Consider the following 24618-nt stretch of genomic DNA (forward strand, 5'->3'; position numbering starts at 1 on the left):
GTGCAGGCGCGGGTACCGGCTTCGGCGCGGCATGATGCACCGGCGGCGCGGTCTGTGTGTGAGTCGGCTTCTGCTGCTTCGAACCAGACAGATACGCGACCCACGCATGCAGCTTGTCGCGGAACACCTCATAGGTGCTCGGCTCGAGCTCAGTGGTAAAGCGCGCACGCGGATCGATCAGGCGCGCCCGCAGCGCTCGCTGGAAGAAGTCACCGACAATCGGCAACGCGCTATGCGCACCCTCGCCCCAGTAGTTACTGCCCAGCGTCACACGTCCATCGTCGAAGCCAACCCATGCACCCGCCACCAGTTGCGGTTGCATCAGAATGAACCAGCCGTCGGCATTGTCTTGCGTCGTGCCGGTTTTGCCGGCCACATCGGCGCGGATGCCAAAACGGGAACGGATGCTCGCTCCGGTGCCGCGATTCACGACATCGCGCATCACGTCGAGCAAGGTCCGATCCGCTGCGACCGGTAATGCCCTCTCTGGCGCGGCAGGCTGAAACTCTGCCAGCACTTTGCCATTGCGGTCCTCGATGCTCGTCACCATGCGCGGTTCGAGATAGACACCATCGTTGGCGATCGTGCTGTAGGCCGACACCATTTCCTTGATCGTCACCGGGCTCGTGCCCAAGGCAAGCGACGGCACCGCCTGGAGCTGGCTGTCACGCACGCCCATCGCGCGCGCGAGCCGCACGACCTTGTTCGGTCCCACCTGTTCCATCAACTGGGCGGTGATGCGGTTGCGTGAATACGCTAGCGCATCACGCAGGGTCATTGGCTGGCCGCTCGGTGCGACATCGTCGTTCGGACGCCAGATTTCGCCGCCTTTCAGCGGTATTTCGACAGGCTGGTCGACGAAGGTATCGCTCGGCGTCTCGCCGTCGGCGAATGCCGCGCCGTACACAAACGGCTTGAACGTCGATCCCGGCTGACGGCGCGACTGCTGCACGTGATCGAACGGCTCGTCAGCAAAATCGCGGCTGCCTACCCATGCCTTGATCTGGCCGTTGCGTGGATCGATGGCAAGAAAGCCGGCCTGCACGTCGCTCTTGTCGTGGCACAACATGCGCACGAAGGTGCGGTCCGCGCCCAGATGCTGCAACGCATCCGCGTCGCTCTGGCCGGCATCGCGTGCGGCGTGGTAATCCGGCGTCTCGCGGATGAAGGTCTTGAAGAGATCGCTGTCCGGCGCGCAACCCGTACGGCTGCTCCACGCCCCGTTTGCGATAGATTGCAGCGCGTTACCCTGCAGTGCGACGGCTGCGGTCGCCATCGCCTGCAGACGCGAGTCGATCGTCGTATGGACGATCAGGCCATCCGAATAGATGTTGTAGTCATTGCGATCTGCCCAGCCGATCAGCCACTTGCGCAACTGCTGCGCGAAGTGCGGCGCGGGACCGGGCGGCTCGATCTGGCGCTCGAAGTCGACACCCAAGGGCTTGCGCTGGAGCGAATCGTAAGCCTTGGGCGAAAGCCGGCCGTATTTGACCATTTGCGCGAGCACAGTATTGCGACGTTCGAGCGCGCGTTCAGGGTTCAACACCGGGTTGTAATAGCTGTTGCCCTTCAACATGCCGGTCAACGTCGCGCTTTCCAGAATGTCCAGTTGGGCTGCCGACTTGCCGAAGTATGTCCGTGCGGCCATCTCGACGCCATATGCGTTGTAGAGAAACGGCACGGTGTTCAGGTAGGTTTCGAGAATCTGGTCCTTGCTGTAGGCCGTCTCGATCTTCAGCGCGGTAATCGCCTCCTTCACCTTGCGCGTCAGCGTCGGCGCACGGCCGATCTCATCGGGATAGAGGTTGCGCGCCAGCTGTTGCGTGATCGTCGAGCCGCCCTGCCGGTCGCCGCTAAAAGTGTGCAATGCCGCCGACCCGGTACGGCGCCAGTCGATACCGTGATGCTGATAGAAGCGATGGTCCTCGGTCGAGATCAGCGCATCCACCATATGCGGCGAGATCTCCTTTAGCGTGACCCACTCACGGTTGGACGGCTTGAATTCGGCGAGCAGCTTGCCGTCGGCGGAGAGAATCTGCGCCGGTTGATCGAGGCGGGCCTTGCGGATATCGCTGATGCTCGGTGTAAATGGAATCAGCATCAGCACATAGAGCAGGATCAGCACCGGTGGGGCGGCGAGCGTGAGCAGCACGCCGCGTCGCGTCGGATGCCGCAGATGAAACAGCGCTGCGGCCGCAACCGGCTTGAGCAGCGACGCAATGAAGCGGCCCGACTCGATGATGAGATGAAATACGGCCACCGACATCCATGCAAACCGGCTCACCCATTTGCTAAAAAATTCACGTACCGACGATACAAAATGGCGACTCACGCTGGTATCAGCCCATCTTTTGAAAGCGTGAATGGTACCAAACCGCGCGTGCCAAACCCGCCGGTGCCACTTCCCAACGACTTCCCAACGACTTTCCGACGCTCTTCCAACGCTTTCCCGCCGCTCGCCTGCCACCAGACGGGTGTGACCGCGCCGCTTCGCGGCCGCAGCGGTTGCAGGAATACAGCTTTTAGGCTGTATTTTCAATTTACAGCCTATCGCTTGTATCTGTAAAATACAGCATATAGACTGTTATTCAGATTTACAGGTTTTAGCCTGTATCGAGTTCAGCCACGAGAGAGGGGGTTCCAATGGACTATCCGGTCAGGACGCTTAGCCAGTTGCGGCCCATCCTGCAGGGATTCCGCAAGAGTGCCGGCCTTACGCAGGCAGTCATGGCAAGCCGTCTCGGTGTAACCCAGCAGACTTACGCTCAACTCGAAGCCAACCCGGCTGCCGTCAGCGTCGAGCGGCTCTTCAGGGTGCTGCGCGCACTGGATGTCGATCTGACATTGGCTCATACCGTTGCCCCGGCACCCCAAAGCGCGGGCGCCGTCGACCCCATCGCTACCATCCGTTCAGCGAAGAAGGCTTCGGCTAGCAGTGCTGGGCGCGCGAAGCAAGTGCCCCAGCAAGCCCCCCAACGCACGCCATCGCACGCCGGCAAGCAGGCCACGGCGCCCGCAACGCAGCCGCCCTCCCGCGCCACGGCCCAACAAACCACCGCGACCACCGCGGCAAAAACGGCAGAAACCCGCAAAACCCGAAGCGCCGGCACCCGAAAAACCGCAAGCGTCAGCAAGAAAAGGGAGAACTGGTAAGCATGGCGCGCCGCACGCAAACGAACCGTCTCAACCTATGGATGAACGGCTTGCCGGTGGGCTATTGGGAAAGCACGCGCGGCGCTGAAACGCTGGTGTATCGGGATGAATGGCTAGACGATCCGCAGGGACGCCCGCTCTCCCTTTCACTGCCGTTCACGCCAGGCAATCAACCCTGGCGCGGCCGACTCGTCGCGGACTATTTCGACAATCTGCTGCCCGACACCGAACCGAGCCGCCGTCGCATCGCCACCCGCTACCAGACCGGCGGCACTGCGCCCTTTCAGCTTCTCGCCCGTCTCGGACGCGACTGTGTAGGCGCTCTGCAGATGCTGCCGCCGGACGAGACACCCGTCGGCCTCATGAGTATCCGGGGACACCCCCTCGCAGAAAGTGCCATCGCCCGCCTGCTGCGAGACGCAACCTCCACACCAGGGCTCGGCCAGCATGAGCCCGTCGATGAGTTGCGCCTGTCCATTGCTGGCGCGCAGGAAAAAACCGCCCTCCTGCGACATGGCGATCAATGGCTCGTGCCCGAGGGCAGCACGCCAACCACGCATATCTTCAAGCTGCCGCTAGGACGGGTCGGCAACATGCAGGCCGACATGCGAACTTCGGTGGAAAACGAGTGGCTCTGCTCGAAAATCGTCGCGGCGTACGGCTTGCCGATTGCCCAATGCGACATCGCGCTGTTTGAGGATCAGAAGGTCTTGATCGTCGAGCGTTTCGACCGTCGGCTATCAAGCGACGCAAGCTGGCTCTTGCGGCTGCCACAAGAAGACATGTGCCAGGCCAGCGGCACACCCGCGCTGCAGAAGTACCAGGCGGACGGCGGTCCGGGCATCGAAGACATCATTGACGTGCTCTCCGGTTCTGAGCGCGCCGCGCTCGACCGGCGCAACTTCTATATGACGCAGATGCTCTTCTGGCTGCTCGCGGCATCCGACGGCCATGCAAAAAACTTCAGCATCGCGCATTTATCCGGCAACCGTTACGCGTCCACACCGCTTTACGACGTACTCTCGGCCCACCCTATCATTGGACGGGGCGCCCATCATCTCGCCGCGCAAAAAGTGAAACTCGCGATGGCGGTGCAGAGTAAGGAGCGCCACTATCTGATCAACCAGATCCAGCGCCGCCACTGGGTCGCTCAGGGTCAGCGAATCGGCTTCTCCGAAGCGGAAGTCGAAGAGATGATCGGCGATCTGACGATGCGCACCAAGGACGCGATCGACGAAGTGGCCGCGCTGCTGCCCCGCGATTTTCCAATGGATGTCGCCGAGGCTATTTTCAACGGCATGCTGCGGCTGAACAAAAAGCTGGCTATGCCGGCCTAACAATTGTCCCTGCACAATAGAAATGAAAAAACGCGCAATAGACTCGAAAAACCCTGATGGACCCACGACAATAGAATTGAAAAATTGGAATTCAAATGCAAGCTCTTCTTGGCCAAACGTACCAACGGACAGCAGCACCGTTTAGTCATAACAATACTAGCTTGCCGCCGGCCCGGGGCTGCTTTTGGCAGCCACTCAACTTCATGGGTGCGCAAACAACGAAGAAGAGCCCGCCTCAATTCAGCAGCAAAGCAGCATTCGTGATTCGACACGACTGTAACAGTCGAAAAAGCTCTCCTCGCCTCAACCCAGGTGGTTTTCGTTAGAATCTGTTTTTGATCCTTTTATTCGTCCATTACAGGAGGCGAACGTGCCAGGATTACTTCCCGATGTCGACCGCGAGGGACTTCTCGAATATTCAGTCGTGTACACCGACCGATCAATCAATCATATGTCGCAGCTCTTTCAAGGAGTCATGCGCGATATTTCCGATGCCCTGAAAAAAGTCTACAACGCGAAGTCAGCCGTTGTCGTCCCGGGCAGCGGGACTTTCGGCATGGAAGCCGTTGCCCGGCAGTTCGCGACGAACAAAAAGTGTTTGGTCATCCGCAATGGCTGGTTTAGTTTCCGCTGGTCGCAGATTTTCGACATGGGCAACATTCCGTCCGAATCGATAGTGTTGAAGGCGCGTCCGGTCGAACAAGGAAGACAGGCCGCCTATGCACCGCCTCCGATCGAAGAAGTGGTCGCTTCGATCAGGGAAAACAAGCCGGATCTGGTCTTTGCGCCGCATGTCGAAACCGCGTCCGGGATGATGCTGCCGGACGCTTATTTGCGCGCGGTGGCCGATGCTGTGCATGCCGTCGGTGGCATGTTTGTATTGGATTGCATTGCCTCCGGCACGGTCTGGGTCGACATGCAGGCTAGCGGCGTCGACGTCCTGATAAGCGCGCCGCAAAAGGGATGGAGCGCATCTCCGTGCTGCGGGCTGGTCATGCTTAGCCCACTCGCCCGCGAACGAATCGACGTAACAACCAGCACTAGTTTCGCTTGCGATCTTCGCAAATGGCTGCAGATCATGGAAGCCTACGAGAGCGGTGGATTTGCATACCACGCCACCATGCCCACAGACGGTCTCGCGACGCTGCGTAATGTCATGAAGGAGACCGAGGCATACGGCTTCGACAAAGTGAGAGCGGAGCAGCTTGAACTCGGCAAGCGCATCCGCTCACTCCTGACCAACAAAGGTTTCAAAAGCGTAGCGGCCGAAGGTTTTGAGGCACCGGGCGTCGTGGTCTGCTACACAGACGATGACGGAATACGATCCGGCAAGAAATTTGCTGACGCCGGCTTGCAGATCGCGCCCGGCGTTCCTCTTCAATGCGACGAGCCTCAAGATTTCAAGACTTTTCGCATCGGACTTTTCGGACTGGATAAACTGCATGACGTCGAAGGTGCGGTCGCCAGGTTCGCCAAGGCATTGGACAGTTTTCTTTAGAGCGTTTTTTGAAGTACGTACGCATGACGCGCCGCAGCAACTGCATCGGCGAACTCACACCCCGCGACCCTCCTGAGTCGTTCAGAGGTTCGTGCCTCACTGTCCCCTTTGGTGGTAACGGGAGACGCTCTCCGTCGACTCATCGTCCCCCGACTCCCTCGCGGGAACGTCGGCGGCGGCTTGTGTCGCTTGGGAAAGCGACTCCTGTTCGACCGGCTCGATGGTAGCGACGAGGCCAGTCGCCTGACTGGCATGGCGTTCGAGCAAAGCTTTAAGCTCAGGGCGCAGTCCATCGCCGCGTTGGGCCGCGAGCGAGTGAAGCGATAGTAACGGCAACATGATCGGACTCCAGTCAATGAAGGACAGGCGAGCCGTACATCGACGATCGGATTGGCGACCGGGTCCCAGCAAGAGATAGGTGATCCGAGCGCACCGTTCTTTATCCGACGACCTCGCCTACTGTGCGATTGCCTGGACACGATACGGCAGCCGGTCGGCACGGACACTCCGATTCTTGCTGTCTTATTACTACGAGCACAAAGTAACGCTGACGCAAACGGCTATTCCGTCTTGTCGTCCCTGCTTACTTCGCGCAGTGGATGTCGCCCGGCGCGATACGCCTGGAGACGAGCGTCACCGTGATCCGAAGGTCGGCTTATCGAATGGAGCAGCAAGAAACGGGGAGCACCTGACGGCTTGCGTGAATATCGTTCAGGCAGAGGGAAGCGATTGCGTCTCCCTCTTCCAACTTCAGTCAATGAGGAATTCACCATGTCCAAGGAAGATGACAACAAATCCGTCGTGGGGCGTTGGTTCACCGATTTCTGTTGGATCGTTACCTGCTGCGACCGGCCGGAAAATGCGCTTCACCGGTACCACCGTGCTTCGGCTCAAAGACGGAAAATAGTCGAAGAAATCGGGCGGGACGACGGCGTGACCGCGCTGCAACAACTTGGACTCATCAAGGTAGCGTGATCGAAGGTGTCGCGTTTCGCGCTCCGCAGGAACATCGCATCACCGACATCGGTACGGACGTTTCGTCGAGGGACTTTCACGCGCTGCAGTCAATGACCGTATCCAACTGCTTCACGGTGTCACCCATCGTATTGCCTTCACTAGACGATGAACGATCGGTGCATTGGGGCGGACCTCTGGAGATAACCGGTGACGCCCACTGTTAGAATAACGTCCCTATTACTAGCAGAGAGGGAAAAAATATCCTGGTTCATCTATGAAGTGCCCGAATACAACGAAGACGGGGCGCGCATCGAACCCTTCAGCGACCTGCGTACCCGCGTCCTGAAAGTAAGTGGGCAGGCAATGGCTGACGAACTGGAAAGCGTCCGCGAGAACGCAGCGACGACGGCGGACACGCCCAAGCACCCGCTGCGTGCTGTGGAAAATCCTCACGTCTTCCCGATCCCCTATGCCGACTCCATGATCCTGGTCGGGTTCATCTTCGAACTGAAACGCGAGTCCCGACAGCTGGTGGTGTCACCCGTGGAAATGCCCTGGTTGAAAGACGCGTAAACCGCGCCTTCGAATGCAGTGCACGACGAGCGGCTTTCCCCCTATTGTTCACGAATCTCCCCAGGCCCCTTGCCGGTCCACCGTTTGAGCGCTCGCCGGAAGTTGGCGGTATCGCTGAAGCCGACGAGCATCGCCACGTCCTCCGTGCTCATCCTGGTCGTCTTGAGATACTCGGTCGCGAGCGAACAACGCACATCGTCGACGATGGCGACGAACGAAGTTCCTTCCGCTTCCAGCCGACGCCGTAGTGTTCTGCTGGTCATCTTCATCGCAGTCGCTACGGCCTCCATGTTTGGAAACTCCCCCGGCTTGCGCATGAGCACCTGATACACCTCTCCTGACGCACCGAATGACGTCTTGGCCTGCCCTATCAGGCGGTCACAGGTCTCCTGCAAGAGCGCTGCCGAATGCCTGTGCGCAAGATGCGGTTCCACCTCAAGGATTGCGCTGTCATAGATGAGCTCGCATTGCTCGGCGCCGAAATCGCACGGGCAGCCAAGGTACGTCGGATAAATGTCCGCATAGGCCGGCGCAGGATATGAGAAGCGGGCGCGCACCGGCGGACAGCTCCGGCCAGCAACATCCTGCAAATGGGTTACGTGCTGTGTGTATTGTTGCTCGAGCAGAAACTGCTGCACATCATGCTGCAGGCTAGAGTCGAACGCATCCGGAAAACTCCACACCGCTCTATCTGAATGTTCGGTCCACTCAATCGTCAGGGTCGGTGTTGCCAGACGATGATATTTAACGCCGAGCCGGAAATAGTCACGCAGTGAAAGGCAGGACATCAGCGCGTAGCCGTACATGCCATAGGCAGCGAGGTGGAGCCGCGAACCCGTTCTGAACGGAGTGGCGGGGTCAACCGAAAGGTTGACTGCATTTCTGCAGACTGCGGCGTACTGACGGACAGATGTCAGGACCGACGCATCATAAATCTCGTCGGGAGACACCCCACTTCCTTTCAGACTTTCCTGCGGTGTGATCCCCTGCTCCGCAAGCACTTCAACCAGCGCGGCAATCTTGTACGGAGCATAGATGCGCTCATTGAGCAGCGGAAATTTTGCTGACATTGTGTCTCCTGAGGATGTCCTGCGCGGACATCCATCTGTCCGGTAAAGACCTTACCAAAGGAATCGTATCTCACTAATATGAGCACAACAAGAGTCGGGGGCGCGACGGTCGAGCCACTCGTCATGTGACGGAGACACACCATGAACACCTTCCTCAGTATCCGCGCAAGGTCGCCGCGAAGTCATTGCCGCGACTCCTCAGCGTCCCGCGCTCGTCAAAAATCAACGTAGCGCCTGGCACGCTCTCGTGCCCCTGCATTGAACCGAATTCGTGTACCTGCAACCGTATCGTCGCCCGCACGGGCATTCCGGCAAAGGATTTATCAATGAGCAACGCCAACCAGAAGGTCATTATCACGTGCGCCGTGACAGGGTCAGCACACGTCCCCTCCATGTCGGAGTATTTGCCCCTCACGCCCGAGGACATCAAGTCGCAAGCGCTCGAAGCCGCCGAGGCGGGAGCGGCGATACTCCATTTGCACGCGCGTAATCCCGAAGACGGCCGACCCACGCCGTCGCCTGATGTTTTCCGGAAGTTCGTTCCCGCCATTGCTGCCGAAACTGACGCCGTGATCAACATCTCCACCGGCGGCAGCACGCGCATGACGCTTGACGAACGTCTGGCGTATGCCCGCATCTCCAAGCCCGAAATGTGCTCGCTCAATCTGGGGTCGATGAATTTCTCCCTGCATCCCGTTGCCGCAAAGATGCAATCCTGGCGATTCGATTGGGAGAAGGAATATATCGAAGGCATGGAAGACATGATCTTCCGCAACACCTTTCGTGACATCAGGAACATCCTCACCGAGTTCCGCGATTACGGAACGCGATTTGAATTCGAGTGCTATGACGTTGGGCATCTTTATAACCTCGCCCATTTCGTCGATCTCGGACTCGTCAAGCCACCCTTCTTCATCCAGTCCGTGCTAGGCATTCTGGGTGGGATCGGCGCCGACCCGGAAAATCTTTCAGTCATGCGCTCCACAGCGGACCGTTTGTTCGGACGCGACAACTACCGGTTCTCCGTTCTCGGAGCAGGCCGCCATCAGATGTCGCTGGTGACGATGGGCGCGATCATGGGCGGCAACGTCCGGGTGGGGCTGGAGGACAGCGTGTATCTGTCCAAAGGGCTGAAAGCAAAATCGAACGCCGAACAGGTCCGAAAGATACGCCGGATTCTTGAAGAGCTGTCCTTCGAGATTGCCACTCCCGCAGAGGCGCGAGCGGCGCTCGGCCTCAAAGGCCGGGAAAACGTTTCGCTGTAGAACGACAACGCCACACGAAGCCGATATTTGCGCATCTGATTCATCCCTGCAACGCCTGGACCCGTACGTCGGCGCCGTATCCGATCCGGGTCAAAGAGAAAAAACATGCAGGGCAACTTCTGGAGACACCATGACTGACGCTGCTGTTGAAACTACCCTGGGCAAGACCCATCGCCTTGCGACTCGCAAGGCGATGGTGAGACTGCTGCCCTTGATGTGCCTGATCTACTTCATGTCGTTCATCGACCGGACGAACGTCGCACTGGCCAAGACTGCGCTTGCTACGGACCTTGGCATCAGCGCGGCGGCGTATGGCCTTGGCGCCGGCATCTTCTTCATTGGATACGCGCTTCTTGAAGTCCCCAGCAATCTCGCAGCGCACCGCTTCGGGCCGCGCCGCTGGATAGCACGCATCGCTGTGACATGGGGCGTCCTTTCAACGACGATGATGTTCGTGCAGGGCGAGTGGTCCTTTTATATGGTTCGCGTCCTGCTGGGCGTCGCAGAAGCGGGCCTGTTCCCCGCCCTGATGTACATGGTGACCCTCTGGTTTGCTCCCAAGGATCGTGCCGTCGCGGTAGGCTGGATTTACACGGCGCCCTCTGTCGCACTCATCATTGGAAGCCCCCTTGGCGCTGCGCTGATGCAACTCGGCGGAACGGCAGGGCTACACGGCTGGCAATGGATGTTTTTGATTGAAGGCGTTCCCACCATCCTGGTAGGCATCATGCTGTACTTCAAGCTTCCGGACCGGCCGGCCGACGTCACCTGGCTGTCGGCGGAAGAAGCAAAGGCCCTTGAGGACTGCGCAGTGATCGACGCACCTGGGCATGCTGCACTCCTGTCGACGAACTGGATCGCGGCACTCAAGCGCCCGACCACCGTCCTCATTGCCCTCATCTACTTCCTGAATCAGGTTGCTTTCGTCGGTCTGTACTTTTTCACGCCCTCGATCGTGGCACAGATGCATGTGAAATCGCCACTGGTGGTCGGCTTTCTGTCCAGTAGCGTCGGATTCGGCTTTCTTGTCGGCGTCCTGTTGCTGCCGCGCATTCATCGCCGCGTGAGCAACGACTGCACCTTTGTCGGGATCCTGACTGCAGGCGTCGTCGCTAGCGCCGTTGCATTCATCGCTACCCATAACCAGACGACCCAGATTGTTCTTCTCGCCATTACTGGCTTCTTCGCCGGCGGCGTCCTGCCGTCGTACTGGGCGATTGCCATGAAGCGGCTGCAGGGCATCCAGGCGGCAGCGGGCCTCGCGTTCGTCAACACGGTTGGCCTCCTGGGTGGATTCGTTGGACCGTACCTCTTCGGCCTCGCGGAGACTGCGTCGGGTCGAAGCGATGCAGGTTTCAACGTCGTTGTCGCAGCGTCCGTGATCGGACTGTTGCTCGTGCCGCTTCTCGCCAAGGCCATCAAGGCCGAGGAGCGCTCCGTTGCTTCCGGTGATTCCATCAGGCAGATGAACGCGTCGAGCGCTCAATTCCCACGGTGACAGGCACCAGATAACTTCATCTATTGATAAGGACGCGAACAATGCGGTTAAGCGGTAAAGTTGCGATCATCACGGGGGCCGGTCAGGGCATTGGCGCGGCGACGGCATTGAAGTTCGCCAGGGAAGGGGCAATCGTAGCCGTGTGCGATCTGAACGCTGAAGCGGCTTCTTCTGTAGCCGAGGCATGCCGCGAAGCGGGTGCGACCAGTGCAAGTTTCATTGTGAACGTCAGCGATCGCGGGTCCGTCGTGGCTATGGTTGGTAAGGTGCTCAGCCAGTTTCAGCGAATCGATGTACTTGTAAACAACGCGGGCATCACCCGGGACGCCCGTTTGCAGAAGATGACGCTCACCCAGTTTGATGACGTCATCGACGTCAATCTGCGCGGCGTGTTTCACACGACGCAGGCGGTTGTCGACTGTATGGTGGAACAGGGGTCCGGTGTGATTCTCAACGCCAGTTCCGTTGTGGGAATCTACGGAAACTACGGTCAGACGAACTATGCCGCTGCAAAATTCGGCGTGATTGGTTTCACTAAAACCTGGAGCCGGGAATTGGGACCCAAGGGTATTCGCGTCAACGCAGTCGCGCCCGGCTTTATCGAAACGCCGATCCTGTCCACGGTGCCCGATGACGTGCTGGCGAAGATGCGCGAGCAGGTGCCGTTGCGGCGATTAGGAAGGCCTGAAGAAATTGCCAACCTGTACGCTTTTCTCGCCAGCGACGAGGCAAGCTATATAAACGGCGCAGTGATCGAGGCGTCTGGAGGCATGACACTCTAGGCCTGCGGCTGGGGAGATTGAGCCCACGTCGCCTATCGAAAAACCTTCCCCGACTTAACACTATCGGTGCAACCATGAACACTTTCGACCTTCTGAAACCACGACCAGGGTTACGCGTTTTTGTCTCAGGCGCAGCTGCGGGCATTGGTGCTGCAATTGCCGAAGCGTTTCTCCAGGTAGAAGCGAACGTCTATATCTGCGACGTTGACCAATCGGCCATTGAGCGCGCGCAGAAACGAAATCCGAAGCTTCACGCAGGTATCGCTGACGTTGGCAATCGCGCCCAGGTCGACCACGTCATTGATGACGCACAAGCCAGGCTTGGCGGACTTGACGTGCTTGTCAACAATGCGGGAATCGCCGGTCCAACTGGTGAAATCGAACAAATTGAACCGGATGACTGGGACCGCACTATCTCGACAAATCTTAACGGCCAGTACTACTTCCTGAGGAAGGCCGTCCCCGTGCTAAAAAAGACATCGGATAGCCCCAGCATCATTGCCATGTCGTCTGTCGCCGGCCGTCTTGGTTACGCATTCCGCACGCCCTATTCGTCGACAAAGTGGGCAATCGTCGGGCTGATGAAGTCACTCGCAATCGAGCTTGGGCCGAGCAACATCCGTGTCAATGCAATATTGCCTGGTGTGGTCGAGGGTGAGCGGATGGACCGGGTGATCGCCGCTCGTGCCGAATCGACGGGGGTGACTTTTGAGGCAATGAAGGAAGAGTATCTCAAGAAGATTTCACTGCGACGCATGGTAACCGTCGATGATATCGCCGCCATGGCGCTCTTTCTGTGCTCGCCAGCCGGTCAGAACATCTCAGGTCAAGCCATTAGCGTCGACGGCAACGTTGAATACCTCTAGTCCTCGCCGTGGATGCGTAACTCGCATCGCTGCCACGCAGGCCATGCCGAGTCATCCTCGGCGTCGGCCGGTGACGCATTCCTAAAGGCTCACCGCTCAGCCCGGCCTTCATTGCCCAGATAGTCGGCCAAACGGACCAGCATCGCATCACAGCGGTTCAACTGTTCAACCGTGATGAACTCGTCGGGCTTGTGACCCTGATCCATGCTACCAGGCCCACACACGACCGTTGGAATACCCGACTGGGTGAATAGTCCACCTTCGGTACCGAAGGCCACGGTGCCGAAGTCGTTTGACCCGCTCAGCAGCGCAAGCAGACGCGCCGCATCGCTATCCGGTGAAGTCGCAAGACCCGGGTATGCGTTTAGCGGCTGCAAGCGGATATCTGTTTCGGCATGTACCGCGCGCATTTTCGGCAGCAACTCGGATTCGGCAAAAGCTAGCAGACGATCTGCCACGCTAGCGGCATCGAAGCCGGGCACGGAGCGCACCTCGAAATCGAATTCGCATTCGGCCGGCACGATGTTCAGCGCACGGCCTCCCTTGATGACGCCCGTCTGCACAGTCGAAAAAGGCGGATCGAAGCGCTCGTCGTGATGCTCCGGTTGCGCGAGTTGGTCGCCGATCGTTTCGAGGCGGTTAATGAGCCGCGCCGCATACTGGATCGCGTTGACGCCGTACGGCGCATACGCTGAATGACACGCTGCACCCTTCACGTGACAGCGCATCGCGAGCTTGCCCTTGTGACCGAGGACAGGCTTGAGTTCAGTAGGCTCGCCAATCAGGCATAACCGCGGTTTGTACACACGCTCCTGCAGATCGGCAAGCATCGAACGCACACCGAGACACCCCACTTCCTCGTCATACGAAAACGCGAGATGCACCGGCAGTTTCAGTTTGCGCTCCCGGAACATCGGCACGGCCGCCAGCACGGCTGCCAGATAGCCTTTCATGTCCGCAGTGCCGCGCCCATAAAGGCGATCGTTCTTTTCGGTGAGACAAAACGGGTCCACGGTCCACGCCTGCCCTTCCACCGGCACGACATCCGTATGACCTGACAGCACAATGCCACCTCTGTCGCGCGGCCCGATGGTCGCAAACAGATTCGCCTTGGTACCCTCGGCGTTGTGAAACAACTCGCTCTCGACGCCGAGATCCGCGAGGTATTGCTGCACGAACGTAATGAGTTCGAGATTGCTATCGCGGCTAACCGTCGCGAAACCGATCAGCCGCTCGAGCAACGCGCGGCTCGACAACTTACTCATCGCCTGGCACCCCGTAGCTGGGCGCAGCGGTCGGATTCAGCGCGCGCGTCACGTAGTCCTTCATTTGCGGACGGTACGCTTGCCAAAGGGCGTCCAGTTGACCGATCGGATCAGGGTCGGCCCAATCGACACGCAGGTCGACGATCGGCCAGACAGGGGTATCGACAATCTTCAGTGCGGCGGAATGTACGGGTCCCGCTTCGCCGCCTGCTTTCATCGCAGCGTGCATCGCCGCGAGAAGCCGGTCCGCCAGGATTCCCTCCGACGTTTCGAACGTCTTCACCATCGCCTCGATCACCTGTTTCGTCGCAAGCATGTTGCCCGCCGCGACGCATTGAACGCCTGCGACCGCGTTGTGCAGGCCAAGCGCTTCACTACCTGAGAACATCGCCGTACGACCCTGGTTATCGATTACCGTGACCTGACGATAAGCACGCCATTCGTCCGCACCCAGCGCTGTGTCGAGTGCCGCTTCCGGGCCAAGCTGACGCGTGTCGAGCAGATCCAGAATCTGCGCCCCCAGCGCGGGCAAGGTGACATTCTGCGTCGCTACCGCGCCGACGCCCGCGCGCAACCACGGACAGCGCGCGCCCACCGCAATGCTCGACGAACTGATGGCGATCCCAAGTTGCCCGGTCTGCTGGCAACGTCCGACGATCGAGAATGTCATGAGCAGGCTCCTTAAGCGTTGGGTGGCGTCCAGCCGTCAGGAATCACAGCGATCACGTCGATCTCCATCAGCCACTGCGGCTGCCCGAGCGCGCTTATACAAAGCCCAGTCGAAATCGGAAACACGCCCTTCAGCCATTTTCCGACGACCTGATACACCGGCTCGCGATAGCGCGGATCGATGATGTACGTAGTTGTCTTGACGATATGCGACAGGTCGCTGCCCGCCTCTTCGAGCAACTGCTTGACGTTCTTCATCGCCTGTTCGGCCTGCGCGCCCGGATCACCGAGTCCGACGAGGTTTCCATCGAAGTCGGTGCCGATCTGGCCGCGCACGTACACCGTATTGCCTGCGCGTACAGCCTGGCAAAGGTCATTATCGAGCGACTGGTTGGGGTACGTGTCCTTCGTGTTGAACATGCGGATGCGGGTATGCGTCGGCATCAGTTCACTCCTAGTTCGTTGACGTCGTTGGCTTGCATCGTCTCGCGTGCAAGGTTGGTGTCTTTGCGCTGCACGCGTGATGCATCGTCTACGCAAGCGCGCTGCGATACGTCGCGATACGCCAGGTATTTGCGCTGCGTCACGATGTGATCGGCAACATGTTTCGCGTCATGCCACACGCCCCAGATGAATGACGAGCCGCGCCGCGACAACCACGGAAGACCGAGAAAATAGATTCCTGGCTCTTGCGATACGCCACGTTGATGCCTGGGTTTGCCCTTCTCGTCGAACGCGTCGACATGCAGCCAGCTATAGTCGACGGCATACCCCGTGGCCCAGATGATGGTGCTGATGCTGGCCTGTTTGAGATCGAGTTCGCGCAGCGGATGGGTCACGCATTCAGGATCGGAAGGAATGATGCGCGCGGCGGGATCGTCGGGCAGATCAATGCCATTGCGTTGGACATACGCGTCGGCAGCATCGAGCAATGAAAGCAGGTTCTCGTCCCCGCGCTTCAGGTTGTCTACAAGGTCCTGTTCGAACGTCACGACACCGTTGTCGAAAGATCTCGTCAGTCCAACGAGCGTGATGCCTTCATGGGCGAGGCGACGAAAATCGATCGTCTGACCGCCATAGGCACCGCTCACGGCGATCGTGACATGCTCGCGCCCAGGACCGGCCACCTCTTTGTCCCACTCGCCGAGCACGCCAAGCCACCAGCAGAAATCGCGGTTTCGATAGGCACGCGGTGGACGGTCGTGTGCGCCAACCGACAGATAAACGCTGCGACCGGCGCGGTTTAGCTCATCGGCGATCTGCGTGCCCGATGAACCGGCCCCCACCACCAGCACGGCGCCTGCCGGCAGTTGATCCGGGTTCCGGTAGTCGGCCGAGTGCAGTTGGGTGATGGCTGCATCCTCCGGTGCGATCTGCGGAATCACCGGACGCTGGAACGGCCCAGTCGCCACCACCACACGAGTCGCTTCGATCGTGCCGTCCGACGTCTCGACGATAAAGCCCGCACGCCCCGCATGACGCGACACGCTTTTGACTTCAACGCCGGTGCGAATCGGCGATTTGAACTTTTTCGCATAGGCGACAAAGTAGTCTGCTACCTGATCCTTGCCCGCGAACGCATCCGGGTCGAGTTCTTCGAATTCCATGCCTGGGAAGCGGTCGTGCCATGCCGGCCCGTTGGCGACCAGCGAATCCCACCGCCCAGTGCGCCAGCGTTCTGCGATACGGTCCCGCTCGAGCACGAGATGCGGCACGCCGAGTTTGCCGAGATGTTCGCTCATCGCTACACCCGCCTGACCGGCTCCTATGACGAGCGTATCAATCGACATCGTTTCAGCCGTCATTGGCTGTCTCCTTTTAAAGCAATCTGGTTCGGAACCGTTGCCCGGCGATGCCTGTGGCGAGCGCCGTCGCAATCATGATCAATGGCTCCGAAGGGGTGCATAACCACGATCACGGTTATGACCGGACCCAATGTACGCTTCACTGAAACCAAAGAAAAATACATTCCAAAAATGCTTTGCATCGTTTTTTACTATGCAATCAGGCAGATCGGGAGGAAAATTCCAGACCAGATTAACCAGTGTCGAGAACTCAGATGGAAGGTCATTCGGTACGGTATTCGTTGCGCCAGTTGCGCTACTTCGTGGTGACAGCAGAGACGCTGTCATTCACTGCAACAGCCAAACGGCTGCATATTTCGCAGCCGTCCATCTCGACGGCCCTTGCCGATCTGGAGGAGTTGTTCGGTGTGCAACTGTTCATCCGGCACCACGCGAGCGGCCTGTCGCTGACGCAACCGGGGCGCGATCTGCTCGGACACGCGCGCAACCTGCTGAAGAATGCTGAAGAGTTGCAACTGACCGCCCGGGAGCTGGACGGCGGGATGTCGGGCTCCATCTCGCTCGGATGCATGGTGTCGCTCGCGCCGCCGCTCCTGCCGGGCATCATCAGCCGCTTCGTTCAGGATCACCCGGCCATTACATTCCGGACAACTGAAGCCCATCAGGACACGCTGCTGAGTGGTCTCGTCGACGGATCGCTGGATATCGCACTCACGTATAGCCTCGACATCACGGACGGCATCACCTTCACGCCGCTGCTGTCGCTGCCGCCCTACGCGATTCTTCCCAGCACGCACAGGCTCGCCCGCGCACGCCGGATCTCGCTCGCGGACCTGCTGCCTGAGCCTTATGTGATGCTGGATCTGCCTCATAGCCGGGAATACTTCTCGGCGCTTTTCGATGCCGTGGGAAGCCGGCCGGTCGCTGCATTCCGGTCCTCGCAACCGGAGGTCGTGCGAGGCATGGTGGCCAACGGGTTGGGCTACAGCATCCTGAACTTTCCGCTCAAATCGAATCTCACTGTCGACGGCAAGGATTTTGTCGTCAAACGGTTCAAGGAGGACGTCACTGCTACGACACTGGGCATTGCGATGTCCAGTTCCATGAAGCCGCGAGAAGTCGTGAAGCGCTTTTCAGCCTTCTGCGAGACCTATATCCAGCGTCTGCACATTGAATAGCGACCACCAGAACGACGAAACCAGGCTGCAACCGAGAGTGCACGCCTGGCTTCGTTCTAACTTACGTTGGTATCAGTCGCGTTGACTTGCACCCACTGGTGGGAATTTTTACGGCGGGCGCGGTCGCTGCACGCTCGCCTCACCGTTTTGTTGCGACCGCGTGCACGCGCTCACCGAGCGGCGCTAGCCGCCGGACTTTGGCGACGACGATAGACCGTGTCGCGGCTAGCAAGCCACAGATAAAGCGGGACGGTCACGACGATGCCGACGAGCCACGAAAGGTCGGCGCCATCCAGATGCGACGAAAACGAGCCCACATAGATCGGCGTGTTCATAAACGGAATCTGCACGACAATGCCGACCGCGTACGCAATGAGCGCCTGCGGATTGAATCGGCCATAGATACCGCCGTCGACACGGTAAATAGAATCCACATCGTATTGGCCCTTATGAATCACATAGAAGTCGATCAGATTGATCGCTGTCCACGGCACCAGCACGACGAGCAGCGCCAGTACAAGGTCAACAAAATGGCCGATAAAGTCTTTGGATGCGCCGACCGCCGCGTAAGAACAAGCCGCCAGAATAATGATCGAGAGAACCGCGCGCGTCCGGGCAGTGGGGATCCAGCGGTACGCAAAGGTCTGCAGCGACGTGATCACTGAGAGCACAGCACCGTACAGATTGAGTGCGTTGTGACTGATCACGCTCAACAGGAACAGCACCAGCATGACGGGACCGATCGTTCCAGTCGACGCCTTGACTGCTTCCATCGTATCCATGCCTTGCGGCACGGCAAGCACCGCGACCGCACCGAATACGAAAGCGAGCGTCGAGCCAAGCGTGCAACCCAGATAGGTCGCCCAGAAGGTGCGGGCGACGCCTACGTCTGCCGGCAGGTAGCGCGAATAGTCCGATACATAGGGAGCAAACGCGATTTGCCACAATGCCGAAAGCGATACCGTGGCGAGCCAGCCTGCGATGTTGAAGCCGCCGCGGGTCAGAAAATCCGGCGATTGCACATGCGTGGCGATGTAGCCGAAGCCGATCATCAGACCAATGCCGAGCACCCACGTCCCTATGCGGTTGAGAATGTGGATGAATCGATACCCAATAATTCCGATCAGCCCCGAACCCACTGCACCAATCACGATGCCGACGGGAACAGGAATGCTCGCTTCGACGCCATGCAGGGATTTACCTGCCAGCACAATGTTGGACGCAAAGAAACCCACGTACATGATGCCGGCAATCACGGTGACGAGAAGCGCGCCCCATGAACCAAACTGGGCACGGCTCTGAATCATTTGCGGGATCCCCATCTGCGGGCCTTGCGCTGAATGCAAGGCCATCAGAATGCCGCCCACAGCCTGCCCCACCACGATCGCGACAATGCCCCAGAACAGGTTCAGATGGTAGATCTGAACGCCAAGCGCCCCAGTGACGATGGGTAGCGGAGCGATATTGCCCCCAAACCATAGCGTGAACAGGTCGCGCACCCTGCCATGCCTTTCGTTCGTGGGCACATAGCCGATCGTGTGCTTTTCAATCAGAGGAACCGCACCGCCGTCGTTAGTCATGCCTCTCTCCAGTTTCCGTATCGCTCTGCATAGGTCAGAGATTGATCAACTGGGCGAAGACAGACTCGGATGACTATCTTGCACCCCCATGCGATCCGAATCTACTGAGGTCAATTTTCCTTGACCAACACTGTTTACCGATTCTCTGCATAGGTAAAAGTTATTCTACGGTGGAAAATCAAAGGTCCGCGTCGCTCTGCGTGGACGTGAGGCAAGCCGCTGCGCACAGCCGGTTATAGGCCCACGACTCGGCGCGCCTCAACACTTGCCGAAAGCGTACCCCACGCCTGCTCGATTGCCTGCAATGCGCTTAATACGATTGAACGGTTGAGCGCCGCGGCCAGCGTGCCGTCTCTTTCTGCATAAGCCTCGCAAAGCCTTTGATGATCTGCGCATGAGCGCTGCAAACGCCCCGGCAGCGAGGTGCTAAGGTGACGCAGCCGATTGGTACGCATACGCATCGAATCGAGGACTTCCTTGAAAATGCCGTTGCCGCTCACGCGTAACTCTTCGTCCCGAAACGCGACGTTGGCCCAGAAATAACCATCCACATCGCCGCGCGCCGCGACTTCGGCGAGACGCCGATGCGCGCGCCAGAGCGACTCGATATCGTCGGCGCTAGCGTGTTCAACAATTGCCATTGAAACCTGCGCGTACAGAATGGCCCGCAGTTGATAAATCTCCCGCACGTCCTTGAGATTGACGGCCGACACCCTGGGCCGCCGGCGCGGCGACCAGTCGACCAGCCCCTCGCGACTCAGCACGAACAGGGCCTCGCGCACAGGGGTGCGGCTCACGCCAAAGCGTTTCGCCAGATCGACGGAGTTGAGGTCGTCGCCGGGCCCGAGACGCCCTTCGATAATCCCGCGCGCAACCCAGTCGACGATTTCCGCCACGGGCGAACCGTCGCCGTCATCCATCGACACGGTTTTGTCGACATCTTCGTGCATTGCGTTTCCTCTTCTCGAACAGCGTTGCCGCTCGCCGGCATCGGGCGGATTCTAGCAAACCGCCCTGTTAATCCTCCGACCCCCCAGCCAGCCTCGTCCTCATAAGTGTATACATTTACACATGCAATACTTGATGTTACTTAAATTTTTGGCATAAACTGGTTTAAGTGTCGACATTAAGCCCAATACGGACACAGCCATTCCATAGCACCACAGCAAGCTGCATGGGAGAGGAGACGTCATGTACATGGAAAAGGAGATCGGCGGTCCGGCGCGGGTTGAGCCCAGCGTATCCGCGCGCCTCGACCGTCTGCCGCCCACGCGGTATTTCCGCGGACTGGTCGTGCGCATCGCAATTGGCGGCTGGTTCGAGTTCTACGAAATGTTCATGGCCGCGTATATCTCGCTGGGACTCATCCGCAGCGGCCTGTATCACGCAACCACTGCGGGCCTCTTCGACATCAACGGCTTCGCCAGTTTTCTCGGCTCGTTCTTCGCCGGCATGTTTGTGGGCACCGTCGCGCTCGGCGGCTTCACCGACCGCTTTGGACGGCGCGCCGTGTTCACCTGCGCCATGCTGGTGTATTCAGCCGCGACCTTCATCGCCGCGTTCCAGACCTCGCCCGAAGCGATGGATCTATGGCGCTTTCTTGCAGGCGTCGGCATCGGCGTGCAGTTGATTACCGTCGACACTTACATCTCAGAGCTCACGCCGCATCACACCCGTGGCCGCTACAGCGCATTCAGCATACTGGTGATTCTCACCTCGGTGCCGATCGTGGCTGTCCTGTCATTCCTGCTCGTCCCACATGTGATCTTCGGTCTCGACGGTTGGCGCTGGATCATGATCATCGGTTCAGCAGGCGCGATCCTGATCTGGTTCATGCGGCGTGGTTTGCCGGAGTCGCCGCGCTGGCTGGAGAGTAAAGGCCGCCATGATGAGGCGCGCGCAATCGTCGACGCCATCGAGCAGCGCGTCACCGCGGAGATTGGACACGAGTTAGATGCGCCACGTCCCGACGTGACGGCACCAGCAGGCAAAGACAAAGAGCACAAAGGCTCATGGGCTGAGATGTGGAAGCGCCCTTACCTCAGCCGCACCGTCATGCTCTCGCTGTTCAACTTCTGCCAGACCTTCGGCGTATATGGCTTCGGCGCGTGGGTTCCGGTCCTGTTGTACACAAAAGGCATCACGGTCACGCATTCGCTGTTCTACACCATGGTAATCGCGTTCACCACGCCGCTGGGCGCGCTCGGCGCCATGCTGTGCGCCGAGCGGCTACAGCGCAAGTGGCAACTGGTGGGCTGCGCACTGGCGGTGGCTGTGGCTGGCGTGCTGTTCGGCATGGAGCGCGACCCGGTGCTGATCGTGTTCTTCGGCAGCATCGTGACAATCGCTAACAACTGGTTGATCGGTATCTTTCACACCTATCAGGCGGAACTGTATCCGACGCGTATTCGCGCCCGCGCAGTCGGCTTCGTGTTTAGCTGGAGCCGCATCAGTTCGATCTTCGTCGGCTTCTGGGTGGCAGCGTTGCTCAAGCATTCGGGCGTGTCCGCTGTGTTCGTTTTGATTTCTTCAGCCATGCTGGTAATCGTCGTGATGGTCGGACTGCTGGGTCCAAAGACCAACGGCATTCGTCTCGAGGAGTTGTCGCAATGAGTTCCATCGCCGCCGCGTTCGCGCAGGGCCTCTATACGCTGAGCCAGCGTCCGCTGCCCACGCATGTTGCAGATGAGGCCCGGCGCTCGTTCATCAACGTGGTCGGGACGTCGATCGGCGCGTCGACGCATCCCGGAGTGGACGCCATTCTCGCCACCGCACGTGAACTCGGGGTGGCGGAAATCGCGCCGGTGCCTGGTAGGCGCGAACGCGTCGACGTGCATTTTTCTGCACTGGCGACGGGTTTTGCAGGCCACCTCGACGATTTCGACGACACCCATCTCGCGACCGTGATCCATCCGGCGGCTTCGGTGCTCGCGGTACTCACTGCACTTACGCCCGAAACGGGGCCGAGCGGCGCGCATGCGCTCACAGCCTTCGCGCTCGGCTGCGAGGCGCAACTACGGGTCGGCGTGTCAATCTCGCCGGAGCACTACGATCGCGGCTGGCATATCACCGGCACCTGCGGCGTGATTGGTTGCGCGGTGACGGCAGCACTGCTGCTCGGACTCGATGAAGCGCGACTGGCCGACGCAGTCTTGATCGCAGCATCAATGTTTGTCGGGCAGCGCGAAGCGTTCGGCACGATGACCAAGCCCTATCACCCTGGCAAAGCGGCAGCGAATGGCATCGCCGCTGCACGTCTCGCGCGTCAGGGTCAGCGTGCAACGGCGGACATATTCGAAGCACCGGGTGGCTATTCCCATTCCCTCTCAACCAAGGTCGACTTCGCGCTAATGAATAGCGAGTTTGGCGAGCGTTGGGAGTTACTGTTCAACACCTACAAGCCCTATCCATGCGGAATCGTCGCGCATCCGGGCATCGACGGCGGGCTCGCGCTCGCAAGCCGGATCGACGACGTGAATGCGATCGACTCGATTACGCTGCGTTGTCATTCGTTGGTGCCCGAACTGATGGGCAATCCTCAACCGAAAGACGGTTTGCAGGCGCGCTTCAGTGCGATCCATGGTGTAGCGGCCGCACTCTGCGACGGCCAGGTTGGCCTCGCACAATACGACGATGCCCGTGTAGTGCAGGACGACGTCAAGGCGCTCCGCGCAAAAACCACGCTGGCGCCGGATGCAGCGGTAAATCGCGACGAAGTTTTTATCGAAGCGCGTCTAAAGAACGGTTCGACTGTGAAGCATCACGTTGAACATGCACGCGGCAGCCTCGCACGTCCGCTAACCGAGGACGAACTGATGGACAAGGTACGCCGGCTAGTGGATCCTCAACTCGGAGATGGCACCGCAGCCCAACTCTGGGCCATCGTGGCTGGACTGGACAACGCGCCCAATCTGGATGTGCTGTTCGCACTGTGCGTCCCTAACAAGGAATTGAATCATGCATGACGCGAATGCTCATTCCGCGGTCTCCGACGCGCTGGTCACATTTGCCGGCGCCGTACTGAACGATCAGCATGTGCAGACAGCAGCGGCGCGTGCGGTTGCCGAAGCGCGTGCGCAGATTGTCAATGCGGGCGACGCCGGCCCTCAACTCGCCGAGCTGCTGCAGTCTCAAGGAAGCAGTCCGAACGATACCCGCGTGCGGAGTTGGGTACTCGGCGCGACACTCGCGGCACAAGCCTCATCACCTTCGACGCCCGTGCTCGCTGCCGTGATCGCGTTGGGCGAAAAACTGGCGGTATCCGATGATGAGACCGCCGCAGCGGCGGCCGTTGGCATCGAGGCCGCGGCGCGGGTGCTTGCTGCGGTCGATAACGAGGAATTTCGGGCGCGCTGGAACGTCTCGTCCGCGGTGGGTCTGTTCGGCGCGGCGCTGGCAGCTTCCCGTCTGCTGAAACTCGATGAAACCCGCACGCGGCACGCGCTCGGCATTGCGGCTACCCAGGCTGCCGGGCTTGCGCATAATGGCGCACAGGCGATGGCCGCTCTCGAAACCGGCAAAGCAGCCGCCGATGCCATCGAGGCGGCGTTGCTGGCCAAACATGGCTTTACCAGTGCGCCTGCTTCGATCGACGGTCGTCGCGGTTTTGCAGCGTTGATGGCGTATCGGTTCGACGCGTCTTTGATCACCGATGGCCTTGGCACACGTTGGATATCGTTTAGCTAAGGGCTGCGTGCGCAGATCAGCTTCGTTAAAGAAGCTCCCTCAGTTCATGTGATTGCGAGCCAACCACGTTAGTTGATGCGCCTGCGTTCAGAGGAGACGTTCAGCATGTCAGCGGATACGGAAGCGTTGTATGGGTGTTTAGGCTCGTTCAGGCCAGTGCCGAAACACAGTATTGAACGGCTCACGAAAATGGTGAGGATCGCGATGGTTGCGGGTGCATCGATGCTCGCCGCCACACTAGCGCATGCGGTGGACGACAGCATGGCCGTGAGCCCCGCGTCCAACCGCCCCATCATCGCCGCCCCGGTCATCAAAACCAGCCAGGGCGCGCTGCGTGGCAGCGAGCACGGTGTCGTGGATGTCTATCAGGCCATCCCGTATGGCGCGCCACCGATCGGCGACCTGCGCTGGCGCGCGCCCCAACCCGCTCCCGCAT

Annotated in this window: 23 protein-coding genes; 14 read left to right on the top strand and 9 right to left on the bottom strand. The window is 59.4% G+C overall.

Annotated elements, in window-relative coordinates; all coding sequences use genetic code 11:
• Positions 1-2266 (bottom strand): penicillin-binding protein 1A (locus WCA85_RS24950; RefSeq protein ID WP_424067549.1); only part of this gene is annotated, 2266 nt, incomplete at its 3' end.
• A gap of 377 nt (positions 2267-2643) precedes the next feature.
• Here WCA85_RS24950 and WCA85_RS24955 point away from each other — a divergent pair.
• The 3 genes from WCA85_RS24955 (at position 2644) to WCA85_RS24965 (ending at position 5988) form a co-directional block, all read left to right on the top strand.
• Positions 2644-3153, top strand: coding sequence for a helix-turn-helix transcriptional regulator (locus WCA85_RS24955; RefSeq protein WP_424067528.1), 510 nt, complete (start codon positions 2644-2646; stop codon positions 3151-3153).
• Positions 3154-3155: 2 nt separating this feature from the next.
• Positions 3156-4490, top strand: coding sequence for a type II toxin-antitoxin system HipA family toxin (locus WCA85_RS24960; protein WP_424067529.1), 1335 nt, complete (start codon positions 3156-3158; stop codon positions 4488-4490).
• Positions 4491-4860: 370 nt separating this feature from the next.
• Positions 4861-5988, top strand: coding sequence for an aminotransferase class V-fold PLP-dependent enzyme (locus WCA85_RS24965; protein WP_424067530.1), 1128 nt, complete (start codon positions 4861-4863; stop codon positions 5986-5988).
• 96 nt (positions 5989-6084) lie between these two features.
• Here the strand turns inward: WCA85_RS24965 and WCA85_RS24970 are convergent, their stop codons facing one another.
• On the bottom strand, positions 6085-6327 hold the full coding sequence (locus WCA85_RS24970) for a hypothetical protein (protein WP_424067531.1): 243 nt from the start codon (positions 6325-6327) through the stop codon (positions 6085-6087).
• A gap of 432 nt (positions 6328-6759) precedes the next feature.
• Here WCA85_RS24970 and WCA85_RS24975 point away from each other — a divergent pair, with 432 nt between their 5' ends.
• Both WCA85_RS24975 and WCA85_RS24980 read left to right on the top strand, forming a co-directional pair.
• Entirely contained in the window at positions 6760-6963 is a 204-nt protein-coding gene (locus tag WCA85_RS24975; protein ID WP_424067532.1) for a hypothetical protein, read from the top strand.
• Positions 6964-7203: 240 nt separating this feature from the next.
• Complete coding sequence (locus WCA85_RS24980; RefSeq protein ID WP_424067550.1) at positions 7204-7518, top strand: helicase; 315 nt, start codon at positions 7204-7206, stop codon at positions 7516-7518.
• 41 nt (positions 7519-7559) lie between these two features.
• Here the strand turns inward: WCA85_RS24980 and WCA85_RS24985 are convergent, their stop codons facing one another.
• On the bottom strand, positions 7560-8588 hold the full coding sequence (locus tag WCA85_RS24985) for an AraC family transcriptional regulator (RefSeq protein ID WP_424067533.1): 1029 nt from the start codon (positions 8586-8588) through the stop codon (positions 7560-7562).
• Positions 8589-8914: 326 nt separating this feature from the next.
• On the opposite strand from WCA85_RS24985, the gene WCA85_RS24990 reads away from it, so the two are divergent.
• The 4 genes from WCA85_RS24990 (at position 8915) to WCA85_RS25005 (ending at position 12999) form a co-directional block, all read left to right on the top strand.
• A complete protein-coding gene (locus WCA85_RS24990) occupies positions 8915-9853 on the top strand; it encodes a 3-keto-5-aminohexanoate cleavage protein (protein ID WP_424067534.1) in 939 nt (312 codons plus the stop codon).
• Positions 9854-9983: 130 nt separating this feature from the next.
• A complete protein-coding gene (locus tag WCA85_RS24995; RefSeq protein ID WP_424067535.1) occupies positions 9984-11351 on the top strand; it encodes an MFS transporter in 1368 nt (455 codons plus the stop codon).
• A 41-nt stretch (positions 11352-11392) separates the two neighbouring features.
• Positions 11393-12133 carry a beta-ketoacyl-ACP reductase gene (locus WCA85_RS25000; RefSeq protein WP_424067536.1) on the top strand — a complete coding sequence of 247 codons (741 nt, stop codon included), beginning with the start codon at positions 11393-11395 and terminating at the stop codon, positions 12131-12133.
• Between the two features lie 74 nt (positions 12134-12207).
• Positions 12208-12999, top strand: a complete 792-nt coding sequence (locus WCA85_RS25005; protein WP_424067537.1) for an SDR family oxidoreductase — start codon at positions 12208-12210, stop codon at positions 12997-12999.
• A gap of 89 nt (positions 13000-13088) precedes the next feature.
• Here WCA85_RS25005 and argE read toward each other — a convergent pair whose 3' ends face one another.
• Genes argE through WCA85_RS25025 form a run of 4 tightly spaced genes read right to left on the bottom strand, consistent with a single transcriptional unit; the run spans position 13089 to position 16738 of the window.
• Positions 13089-14264 carry an acetylornithine deacetylase gene (argE, locus tag WCA85_RS25010; RefSeq protein ID WP_424067538.1) on the bottom strand — a complete coding sequence of 392 codons (1176 nt, stop codon included), beginning with the start codon at positions 14262-14264 and terminating at the stop codon, positions 13089-13091.
• Positions 14257-14934, bottom strand: coding sequence for a DUF1028 domain-containing protein (locus tag WCA85_RS25015; protein WP_424067539.1), 678 nt, complete (start codon positions 14932-14934; stop codon positions 14257-14259). Before WCA85_RS25015 ends, argE begins: the two co-directional genes overlap by 8 nt.
• Before the next feature lie 11 nt (positions 14935-14945).
• Positions 14946-15377, bottom strand: a complete 432-nt coding sequence (locus WCA85_RS25020) for a RidA family protein (protein ID WP_424067540.1) — start codon at positions 15375-15377, stop codon at positions 14946-14948.
• On the bottom strand, positions 15377-16738 hold the full coding sequence (locus WCA85_RS25025) for a flavin-containing monooxygenase (RefSeq protein WP_424067541.1): 1362 nt from the start codon (positions 16736-16738) through the stop codon (positions 15377-15379). Before WCA85_RS25025 ends, WCA85_RS25020 begins: the two co-directional genes overlap by 1 nt.
• A 254-nt stretch (positions 16739-16992) precedes the next feature.
• Between WCA85_RS25025 and WCA85_RS25030 the strand changes: the two genes are divergently transcribed.
• Positions 16993-17916 (top strand): LysR family transcriptional regulator, encoded by a 924-nt coding sequence (locus WCA85_RS25030; protein WP_424067542.1) that lies wholly within the window; start codon positions 16993-16995, stop codon positions 17914-17916.
• A 170-nt stretch (positions 17917-18086) separates the two neighbouring features.
• Here the strand turns inward: WCA85_RS25030 and WCA85_RS25035 are convergent, their stop codons facing one another.
• Both WCA85_RS25035 and WCA85_RS25040 read right to left on the bottom strand, forming a co-directional pair.
• Positions 18087-19496 carry a purine-cytosine permease family protein gene (locus WCA85_RS25035; protein ID WP_424067543.1) on the bottom strand — a complete coding sequence of 470 codons (1410 nt, stop codon included), beginning with the start codon at positions 19494-19496 and terminating at the stop codon, positions 18087-18089.
• A gap of 233 nt (positions 19497-19729) precedes the next feature.
• Entirely contained in the window at positions 19730-20446 is a 717-nt protein-coding gene (locus tag WCA85_RS25040; protein ID WP_424067544.1) for a GntR family transcriptional regulator, read from the bottom strand.
• Positions 20447-20687: 241 nt separating this feature from the next.
• On the opposite strand from WCA85_RS25040, the gene WCA85_RS25045 reads away from it, so the two are divergent.
• From WCA85_RS25045 to WCA85_RS25060, 4 genes are all read left to right on the top strand, one after another.
• Positions 20688-22109, top strand: a complete 1422-nt coding sequence (locus WCA85_RS25045; RefSeq protein ID WP_424067545.1) for an MFS transporter — start codon at positions 20688-20690, stop codon at positions 22107-22109.
• Positions 22106-23461 (top strand): MmgE/PrpD family protein, encoded by a 1356-nt coding sequence (locus WCA85_RS25050; protein ID WP_424067546.1) that lies wholly within the window; start codon positions 22106-22108, stop codon positions 23459-23461. The genes WCA85_RS25045 and WCA85_RS25050 overlap by 4 nt, the downstream gene beginning before the upstream one ends.
• Entirely contained in the window at positions 23454-24182 is a 729-nt protein-coding gene (locus WCA85_RS25055) for an MmgE/PrpD family protein (RefSeq protein WP_424067547.1), read from the top strand. Before WCA85_RS25050 ends, WCA85_RS25055 begins: the two co-directional genes overlap by 8 nt.
• A gap of 105 nt (positions 24183-24287) precedes the next feature.
• The coding region (locus tag WCA85_RS25060; RefSeq protein WP_424067548.1) for a carboxylesterase family protein at positions 24288-24618 on the top strand (331 nt) is incomplete at its 3' end.

The organism is Paraburkholderia sp., from assembly GCF_049581445.1.
GTDB lineage: Bacteria > Pseudomonadota > Gammaproteobacteria > Burkholderiales > Burkholderiaceae > Paraburkholderia.